Source organism: Mycobacterium sp. IDUB_19 (assembly GCF_055419445.1).
The window spans coordinates 75175-81602 of record NZ_JBVAXR010000024.1 but is presented as its reverse complement, the minus strand read 5'-3'; the positions used below and the strand labels follow the sequence as shown (position 1 = coordinate 81602).

The window sequence follows — 6428 nt, the reverse complement described above, 5'->3', positions numbered from 1 at the left end:
GGCACGTTCCATCAACCGTGGTGCGACGACCCGATGCAGGGGGCCGACCATGGCCCAGACCGTTCGGGCGGCGACTTTGCGGTGATAGTGCACACGAGTGGTGAGCGTGGCACGCCGACCGTCCTCCCGTCGCAGCGTCAGCTCGCCGCGCATCAGCGGCCCGTTCGTCGTCAGCGCGATCGCATCGGGATCCGAATGCACGATCGGCCAGCCGATTACGTGATCGGGTGAGGAGAGCGGACCGAGGCGAAATCTCAATACATGGCGGTGGATCCACAACACAATTCCGCCACCCGGTTCATCTCGCACTGCGTCACGAAACATCTGTTCGGCAGTGCGGGTATCGCCGTGCGGGATCGGGACTTCGAAGACGTCGGTGTAGTCAGACGCGGTCTCGCCGGTCTCGGTCTGCTCGGCGAGTGCCGCCGCCGCAATGCGTTCCAGCGTCCACCGCACCGCGACCCGGTGTCCACCGGTGCCGATGACAAGGGCGCGGTAGAGCTTTCCATGCAGTCCCGGGAAGGCCGCCCAGGTGGCCGCGCGCAGGCGAGTGCGGTCCGCTGCCTGGGCATCCAATTCGAACACCCAGCGGTAGACCGCGAACGGGTGGCGGCCCTTGAGCGCGAACCGTTCGGGCGCCCGGGCTTCCTCGAGCACGAAACCGGTTGGCACGGTGCACGGGTCGTGCGGGTCGCGACACATGACTCGTAGCAGCGCCGACCACGTTTCTGCGCGATTCGCATCGACAGTTATGGCATGCTCATCAATATAGGGTAATCGTTCCATATGGAAGGACTGTACTAGATCATGGCGCCTCCGCGGAAGCACGAAACCGATGTGATCCTCGACGCAGCCCGGGCGCTGGTGCTCGAGGGCGGGCCGCGCGCGGCCAGTGTGGCCGCGATCGCGAAGTCCAGCGGTGCGCCTGCCGGCACGCTGTATCACCGCTTCGGTAACCGCGACGGGATCCTGACCGCGGCGTGGCTGCGTGCGCTGGAACGCTTCCAGTCCCGCGCGATGGCGGCCGCGGAGACCAATTCGGCCGATACGCCGGTCGAAACCGCGGTCGCGATGGCCGTCGCCGCGATCAGCTTCGCGCGGGAACTGCCGGAGGATGCCCGGCTGTTGTTGACCATCCGCCCGGGTGACCTGCTCGACGAGGAACCCGACGCGCAATTCCAGGAGACGGTGGCCGCCATGAACGCGCCGTTGACCGAGCGGGTTGGCGTCCTGGCCCGAAAGCTGTATGGCCGCAAAGATTCCCGATCCGTCGACGCCGTCGCGCGCGCGGTCGCAGACCTGCCCTACGCGGTCGTCCGGCGGCACGCGCACGATGCGGCGATGCCGTCCTGGCTGGAAGCCGATGTCGCGGTGTCGGTGCGCGCGGTGCTAGAGAGCTTTGGCGAACGCCCGTAGCGAGTCGACCTGCACGGGGTCCAGCGAGGGCCGCACGGTTTTGCGGGCCGCCTCCAGGTCGGCGGCGGTGACGTTGTCGGCGTCGATGGTCCGCCGCATCGCGGTGAGCGCGGCCTCGCGCAGCAGCGCCACGCAGTCGGCCGCGCTGTACCCGTCGATTTCGGCAGCGATGTCATCGAGATGGACATCTGCGCTCAGCGGAATGGATTTGGCTGCGGTGCGCAGGATTTCGCGGCGGGCGGCGGCGTCGGGTGGTTCGATGAACACCAGTCGCTCCAGGCGGCCCGGACGCAGCAGCGCGGGGTCGATCAGATCGGGCCGGTTGGTGGCGCCCAGCACCACGACGTCACGTAAGGGGTCGATGCCGTCGAGCTCGGTCAGCAGCGCGGCCACCACCCGGTCGGTCACGCCCGAGTCGAAGCTCTGCCCGCGCCGGGGCGCCAGCGCGTCCACCTCATCGAGGAACACCAGCGACGGCGCCGAATCGCGCGCGCGCCGGAACAACTCGCGCACCGCCTTCTCCGAGGCGCCCACCCATTTGTCCATCAGCTCAGAGCCTTTGACGGCGTGCACGCTGAGCTGCCCGGTGCTGGCCAGTGCGCGGACCACGAAGGTCTTGCCGCAGCCGGGTGGCCCGTACAGCAGCATTCCGCGTGGCGGATCGACGCCGAGGCGCGCGAAGGTGTCGGGGTGCTGTAGCGGCCACAGCACCGCTTCGGTCAGAGCCTGCTTGGCTTCGGTCATGTCGCCGACGTCGTCGAGCGTCACGTTCCCGACCGTCAACTCTTCGCTGGCGGAGCGGGACAACGGCCGGATGACGCTCAGGGCGCCGACCAGATCGTCCTGGTTCAGCTTCGGCGGTTGGCCGTCGGTGCTGGCCCGAGAGGCTGCCCGCAGCGCCGCCTCGCGCACCAGTGCGGCAAGGTCGGCGGCGACGAAACCCGGTGTACGGCCCGCGATTTCATCGAGATTCAGCTCGCTGGTGGGCGCGGACTTCAGCAGCGTCGCCAGCAGTGCTTTGCGGGTTGCACCGTCGGGGAGCGGCAAGCCGAGTTCACGGTCGCACAGCTCAGGGGAGCGCAGCCGTGGGTCGAGCTGGTCGGGAAGCGCGGAAGTGGCGATCAATGCAACGCCATCGGTGGCCACCGCGCTGCGCAGCTCGGCGAGGACAAGGGCGGCCACCGGCTCGGGCGTCGCGGGCAGCAGCGCGTCGGCATCGGTGATCAGCAGCACGCCACCGCCGTCGCGGACCGCGGTCACCGCGGCGGCCACCGACTTGAGCCGGTCTTCGGCCGCCAGTGCGCCCACCTCCGGGCCGTCGAGCTCGATCACCCTGCGGCCCGCGCATACCGCGCGCACCATGGTGGCCTTGCCGACACCGGCCGGGCCCGATACCAGCACACCCAAGTTCGTTTTGGCGCCAAGGGTTTTCAGCAGATGGGGTTCATCAAGGGCGAGCTTGAGCCATTCGGTGAGTTTGGCGGCCTGCGCCTGCGAGCCCTTGAGATCGTCGACATGGATGGTGGGGTTCGCGACGCGGATCTGTTCCGACCGGGATGCCGCAGCGCCGATCGGAACCCCGTCGCCCCAGGTGACCAGCGAGTTCGGCTGCACGCTCACCGGCCCGTCGGGGTCCACGCCGGTAACGGTGAGCAGCTCCGAGGTCCAGCTGATCCCGACTGCCGACGCCAGCGCCCGGCTGGCCGCCGACGTCGACGTGCCGGGGCCGAGGTCGCGGGGCAGCAGCGACACGGCGTCGCCCACGGTCATCACCTTGCCGAGCAGGGCCTGTCGCAGGGTGGCCGAGGTAATCGATTGGATGGCAAGCGAAGAGCCGTTCAGCGTCACCGAGCGCGCGCCGTACACCGTGACCGCGCTGACGATCACCGCGGTCCCCTCGCGCAGCCCGGCGTTGGACAGCGTCACGTCGTCGAGCAGCACCGTACTCACCGGGGTGCCCTGGTCGGCCAGCCCCGCCACCGCTGCGGTGGTTCGCGATCCCGTCAGCGATACCGCGTCCCACTCCCGGATGCCAAGGGCGGCAACGGCACTGGGGTGCATCCTGATGACGCCGCGGCGCGAGTCGACGGCTGAGGTGTTCAGCCGGGCGGTCAGCGTCAGCTGTCCGGACCCCGCGCGGGGACCCGTCATGGCAATCGTCCACCCGGCTTACGCAGCCCCAGCCGCGCCATCGATCGCCCGCCCGGTCTGCCCAGCCGGCCTATCGGCCGCCGGTGCGGTTGTTCCCGGCGGTTCGCGCGCCGCACCGCCCGCCGTTGCTCGGGCTTTTCACCCCACACCTCGGGGTGCGCGGCCAGCCAGCGCTGGTGGCGCAGCGCGAACGGGACGTGGCACAGGTAGGCGATGATGATCACCCAGATCAAGACGTAGGGGGCCAGCACCGCCGCCGCCGCGCAGATCGCCAGGATGGCCAGCAGCGGGGCTGCCCAGTTCGGTGGCACCGCGGCCGCGTGCATCTTGCGCATCGGGATCTTGCTGATCATCAGCATCGACGTCCCGGTGATCCAGATGCAGAGAAACACCGGCGACGACCACCATCCGTCACCGAACTGCAGTTTGAGTCCGATCAGGCCGATCATCGAGATCGCGCCCGCCGGCGCGGGCATCCCGACGAAGAATTCGTGTGCGTAGGCCGGCTGGGTCCCGTCGTCCTGCAGCGCGTTGAACCGCGCCAGCCGCAGCACCACGCACACCGCGTAGAGCAGCACCACGATCCAGCCGGCCGGCGAGGCCGACAGCAGCGTCACGTAAAGCACGATCGCGGGCGTCACCCCGAAGTTCACCGCGTCGGCCAGCGAGTCGATCTCCTCACCGAGCCGCGACTGCGCATCCAGGATGCGGGCCACCCGGCCGTCCAGCCCGTCCAGAATCGCCGCCGCGGCGATCAGTGCCATGGCCGCCTTCGGCTGGTGCTCGAGGGCGAACTTGATGGAAGTCAGCCCCGCGCAGATGGACAGCACCGTCATCGCACTGGGCAGGATCTGCAGGTTGACCGCGCGGCCCCGGATCTTGTTTGTCATGGCAGATCCGCCAGTACGGTCTCGCCGGCCACCGCGCGCTGCCCGACGGCGACGATGGGCTGAGCGCCCGCTGGTAAATAGGTGTCCAGCCGGGAGCCGAACCGGATCAGGCCGTAGGTGTCACCGATGGCCAGCTTGTCTCCGACGTGCGCGTTGCACACGATGCGGCGCGCGACCAGCCCGGCTATCTGCACGGCAACCACCTCGGCACCGCTGTCGGTCCGGATCCGCACGCTGGTGCGTTCGTTCTCATCGCTCGCCGACGGTAGGTCGGCCGACCCGAAGCGGCCGGGCCGGTGCTGGACGGCGATCACTTCGCCGCCGACCGGGGCGCGCTGCACGTGGGCGTCCAGGATCGACAGGAAAATGCTGACCCGCGGTAGCGGCGCGTCGCCCATGCTGAGTTCGGCGGGCGGGACGGCGGAGTCGACCAGGCAGATCAGGCCGTCGGCCGGGGCGACGATGGCACCGGGCCGGGTGGGCGGCACTCGCGGCGGGTGCCGGAAGAACGCGGCGCAGGCACCGGCGGCCAGCAGGCCGGCCCGACGGGGCCACCGGTGGTTGCGTCCGAGGAATGCGAGGGCCAAGCCGGCGGAGATGAACGGCAGTCCCGCGGGGTGCACCGGCGGGACGGTCTCGCGCACCAACTCGAGCATGTGCCGTGGGCTGACCGTCGGGCCCTGATAGGACGGGCCTTCCTCAGCGGAAGGGCGGGGGCGTCGTGCCACCCGCGTCATCTTACGGAGCCTCGGTAGCTGGGCTAGGTCAGATCCCAGACCTGCAGCTCGGTTCCGGCGGATACTTCCACGATTTCCTCGGGGATGTCGAGCAGTCCGTTCGCCGATGCGAGCCAGCGCAGATGGTGCGAGGCAGGCGGGCCGTAGCTGAGCACGCTGCCGCCGTCGGTGTCGAGAATCGCGCGGCGAAACTGGCGCTTGCCGCGCGGCGAGGTCAGCGACTCCGCGAGAACCGCGGGCCGGTGCGGACGGTGCGGATCCGGCAGGCCCATGGCCGTGCGCAGCGCCGGACGGAGGAACACCTCGAAGGACACCAGCGCGCTGACCGGGTTGCCGGGCAGGGTGACGATCGTCGTGCCGGCGACCCGGCCAACGCCCTGCGGCATCCCGGGTTGCATTGCCACCTTGACGAATTCGACTCCCTGATCCCCCTCCCGGCCGAAGGCGTCCTTGACGACCTCGTAGGCGCCGGCGCTGACACCGCCGCTGGTGATGATCACGTCGGCATTCCCTGCGTGCCGATCGAGGATCGCGCTGAACTGCTCGACGTCGTCTTCGGCGGTCGCGACGGCGATCACTTCCGCGCCCGCCTCACGCACGGCCCCGGCCAGCATGATCGAGTTGGACTCGTAGATCTGTCCTGGCTGCAGCGGGGTGCCCGGCGTCACCAGTTCCGTCCCGGTCGAGATCACCAGCACCCGCTGCCGCGGGATCACCGGTAGCCCAGGCAATCCCAGCGCCGCGGCCAGACCCAGCACCGCCGGGGTGACGACCTGGCCCTTGCGCAGCACGGTGGTGCCCGGTGCGACGTCTTCGCCCGCGCGACGGATGTGCTTGCCGGGCTGCGCACCCTCGCGGATCGCGACCGACTCGACACCGCCGTCGGTGCTCTCCACCGGCACGATGCCCGTCGCCCCGGCCGGCAATGGCGCGCCGGTCATGATCCGGTGCGCGGTTCCGGGTTGCAGCGTCAACTGGTCGGTGCGCCCGGCCGGAATGTCCTCGGCGACCGGCAGCACCACCGGGTGCTCGGGTGTGGCGTCCGCCGTGTCCTCGGCTCGCACCGCGTAGCCGTCCATCGCGGAGTTGTCGAAAACCGGCAGCGCCAGGTTGGCAACCACGTCGTCGGCCAGGACCAGGCCTTGCGCCTCCGTCAGCGCGACCGTGACGGCGGGGCCCGCAGTGATCATTCCCGCTACGACGCGCTGATGCTCTTCGACCGACCGCACCCGGC

The 6428-nt window shown here is 69.8% G+C and carries 6 protein-coding genes; 1 reads left to right on the top strand and 5 read right to left on the bottom strand.

The features are described from left to right. A partial coding sequence (locus ACZY0B_RS18850) for a DUF2867 domain-containing protein (RefSeq protein WP_463765725.1) occupies positions 1-786 on the bottom strand: 786 nt, incomplete at its 3' end. Positions 787-807: 21 nt separating this feature from the next. On the opposite strand from ACZY0B_RS18850, the gene ACZY0B_RS18845 reads away from it, so the two are divergent. After that, positions 808-1416 (top strand): TetR/AcrR family transcriptional regulator, encoded by a 609-nt coding sequence (locus ACZY0B_RS18845; protein ID WP_463765724.1) that lies wholly within the window; start codon positions 808-810, stop codon positions 1414-1416. On the opposite strand, the gene ACZY0B_RS18840 is transcribed toward ACZY0B_RS18845, so the two are convergent. The 4 genes from ACZY0B_RS18840 to moeA are packed head-to-tail and all read right to left on the bottom strand — an operon-like array spanning position 1390 to position 6423. Next, the gene (locus tag ACZY0B_RS18840; RefSeq protein WP_463765723.1) at positions 1390-3567 is read right to left on the bottom strand and encodes an AAA family ATPase; all 2178 of its coding nucleotides are present in this window, start codon (positions 3565-3567) and stop codon (positions 1390-1392) included. The genes ACZY0B_RS18845 and ACZY0B_RS18840 overlap by 27 nt on opposite strands. Then, a complete protein-coding gene (gene pssA / locus ACZY0B_RS18835) occupies positions 3564-4457 on the bottom strand; it encodes a CDP-diacylglycerol--serine O-phosphatidyltransferase (RefSeq protein WP_463765722.1) in 894 nt (297 codons plus the stop codon). The genes ACZY0B_RS18840 and pssA overlap by 4 nt, the downstream gene beginning before the upstream one ends. Next, on the bottom strand, positions 4454-5185 hold the full coding sequence (locus ACZY0B_RS18830) for a phosphatidylserine decarboxylase (RefSeq protein ID WP_463765721.1): 732 nt from the start codon (positions 5183-5185) through the stop codon (positions 4454-4456). The genes pssA and ACZY0B_RS18830 overlap by 4 nt, the downstream gene beginning before the upstream one ends. Positions 5186-5217: 32 nt before the next feature. Further along, positions 5218-6423, bottom strand: coding sequence for a molybdopterin molybdotransferase MoeA (gene moeA, locus ACZY0B_RS18825; protein ID WP_463765720.1), 1206 nt, complete (start codon positions 6421-6423; stop codon positions 5218-5220). Positions 6424-6428 lie beyond the last annotated feature (5 nt).